The organism is Candidatus Photodesmus anomalopis (assembly GCF_000731785.2).
GTDB classification, from domain to species: domain Bacteria; phylum Pseudomonadota; class Gammaproteobacteria; order Enterobacterales; family Vibrionaceae; genus Vibrio; species Vibrio anomalopis.
Genome location: NZ_JGVJ01000006.1, coordinates 1 through 3,282 on the forward strand (window position 1 = coordinate 1; position 3,282 = coordinate 3,282).

The 3,282-nt window shown below is 46.1% G+C and carries 2 rRNA genes; both read left to right on the forward strand.

What is annotated here, in order from left to right:
- Positions 1-173: 173 nt before the first annotated feature.
- Positions 174-3,078, forward strand: a 23S ribosomal RNA gene (locus CF66_RS00645).
- 55 nt (positions 3,079-3,133) lie between these two features.
- Positions 3,134-3,249, forward strand: a 5S ribosomal RNA gene (rrf, locus tag CF66_RS00650).
- Positions 3,250-3,282 lie beyond the last annotated feature (33 nt).

Below are 3,282 nucleotides of genomic sequence, written 5' to 3' on the forward strand. Positions count from 1 at the left end.
CCACCAATGATTAAACGATTAAAATCAATTAAATATAGTAAAGCCTGTTCTTTAACAATTTAGAAAACTAGACAGATAATTCTGTTAGTTAATTTAGGATAATAAAGTTATCCTGGCATTAATTTAATAGAAAGATAAATTATTTGTTATATTAAAACTTTTTAGGGTTGTATGGTTAAGTAATTAAGTGTACACGGTGGATGCCTTGGCAGTCAGGGGCGATGAAGGACGTATTAACTTGCGATAAGCCTAGATAAGGAAGTAAAATCCGCTTGAGTCTGGGATTTCCGAATGGGGAAACCTATACACGCAAGTGTATATCATAATGTGAATATATAGCATTATGAAGTAAATCGAGGGAACTGAAACATCTAAGTACCTCGAAGAGTAGAAATCAATATGAGATTCCGAAAGTAGTGGCGAGCGAAATTGGAGTAGCCCTTAAACTATTAATGTATTAGGTGAAAGCTCTGGAAAGTGCTGTGATACAGGGTGATATCCCCGTAACCGACAGTACATTATTAGTGAAATCGAGTAAGGCGGGACACGTGATATCCTGTTTGAATATGGGGGGACCATCCTCCAAGGCTAAATACTACTGACTGACCGATAGTGAACTAGTACCGTGAGGGAAAGGTGAAAAGAACCCCTGTGAGGGGAGTGAAATAGAACCTGAAACCGTGTACATACAAGCAGTAGGAGCGCTGTTATTCAGTGTGACTGCGTACCTTTTGTATAATGGGTCAGCGACTTATATTCAGTGGCAAGGTTAACTGCATAAGGGAGCCGAAGGGAAACCGAGTCTTAACTGGGCTATTTTAGTCTCTGGATATAGACCCGAAACCAGGTGATCTAGCCATGAGCAGGTTGAAGGTTGAATAACATCAGCTGGAGGACCGAACCGACTAATGTTGAAAAATTAGCGGATGACTTGTGGTTAGGGGTGAAAGGCCAATCAAACCTGGAGATAGCTGGTTCTCCCCGAAAGCTATTTAGGTAGCGCCTCGGATGAATACTACTGGGGGTAGAGCACTGTTAAGGCTAGGGGGTCATCCCGACTTACCAACCCTTTGCAAACTCCGAATACCAGTAAGTAATGTCCGGGAGACACACGGTGGGTGCTAACGTCCATCGTGGAAAGGGAAACAACCCAGACCGCCAGCTAAGGTCCCTAATTTGTAGCTAAGTGGGAAACGATGTGGGAAGGCTTAAACAGCTAGGATGTTGGCTTAGAAGCAGCCATCATTTAAAGAAAGCGTAATAGCTCACTAGTCGAGTCGGCCTGCGCGGAAGATATAACGGGGCTAAGCTACAAACCGAAGCTGCGGCAATATAACCAACTGGTTATATTGGGTAGGGGAGCGTTCTGTAAGCTGTTGAAGATATGTCGTAAGGCATGTTGGAGGTATCAGAAGTGCGAATGCTGACATGAGTAACGATAATGAGGGTGAAAAACCCTCACGCCGGAAGACTAAGGGTTCCTGTCCAACGTTAATCGGGGCAGGGTAAGTCGACTCCTAAGGTGAGGCCGATAGGCGTAATCGATGGTAAACGGGTTAATATTCCCGTACTTTTTGCAATTGCGATGGGGGGACGGAGAAGGCTAGGTGTGCCTGGCGACGGTTGTCCAGGTTCAAATATGTAGGCGAATAGTTTAGGGAAATCCGGATTATTTTACGCTGAGATATGATGTCGAGCTGCTATGGTAGTGAAGTCATTGATGCCATGCTTCCAGGAAAATCCTCTAAGCTTACAGATTGTAAAGAATCGTACTCTAAACCGACACAGGTGGTCAGGTAGAGAATACCGAGGCGCTTGAGAGAACTCGGGTGAAGGAACTAGGCAAATTGGTACCGTAACTTCGGGAGAAGGTACACTTTTAACGGTGAAGTTCTTTGCGAATATAGCTGTTGAAAGTCGCAGATACCAGATGGCTGCAACTGTTTATTAAAAACACAGCACTGTGCAAAATCGTAAGATGAAGTATACGGTGTGACGCCTGCCCGGTGCCGGAAGGTTAATTGATAAGGTTAGACTTATAAAAAGTCAAAGCTTTTGATCGAAGCCCCGGTAAACGGCGGCCGTAACTATAACGGTCCTAAGGTAGCGAAATTCCTTGTCGGGTAAGTTCCGACCTGCACGAATGGCGTAATGATGGCCATGCTGTCTCCACCCGAGACTCAGTGAAATTGAAATTGCTGTGAAGATGCAGTATACCCGCGGCTAGACGGAAAGACCCCGTGAACCTTTACTACAGCTTGGCACTGAATGTTGAACTTATATGTGTAGGATAGGTGGGAGGCTTTGAAACCAGTACGCTAGTATGGGTGGAGCCGACCTTGAAATACCACCCTTATATGTTTGATATTCTAACTTAGCCCCGTTATCCGGGGTGAGGACAGTGTCTGGTGGGTAGTTTGACTGGGGCGGTCTCCTCCTAAAGAGTAACGGAGGAGCACGAAGGTGGGCTAATCACGGTTGGACATCGTGAGGTTAGTGCAATGGCATAAGCCCGCTTAACTGCGAGAATGACAATTCGAGCAGATGCGAAAGCAGGTCATAGTGATCCGGTGGTTCTGAATGGAAGGGCCATCGCTCAACGGATAAAAGGTACTCCGGGGATAACAGGCTGATACCGCCCAAGAGTTCATATCGACGGCGGTGTTTGGCACCTCGATGTCGGCTCATCACATCCTGGGGCTGGAGTCGGTCCCAAGGGTATGGCTGTTCGCCATTTAAAGTGGTACGCGAGCTGGGTTTAGAACGTCGTGAGACAGTTCGGTCCCTATCTGTCGTGGGCGTTGGAAGATTGAAAGGGGCTGCTTCTAGTACGAGAGGACCGAAGTGGACGAACCTCTGGTGTTCGGGTTGTATCGCCAGATGCATTGCCCGGTAGCTAAGTTCGGAATCGATAACCGCTGAAAGCATCTAAGCGGGAAGCGAGCCTTAAGATTAGTCTTCCCAGGCACATATGTTGTCCTGAAGGGTTGTTCAAGACTAGGACGTTGATAGGCAGGGTGTATAAGCATTGTGAAATGTTAAGCTAACCTGTACTAATTACCCGTGAGGCTTAACCATACAACCCTAAGTAGTTTTGGTATTTATTCAGTTTTCTAATGTATAAAAGAATTAGCTTGGTGACTATAGCGTTGTGGACCCACCTGATTCCATACCGAACTCAGAAGTGAAACGCAGCAGCGCCAATGGTAGTGTGGGGTTTCCCCATGTGAGAGTAGGACATTGCCAGGCTTATAATTTTGGAGGGAGTGGTAGTTCAGCTGG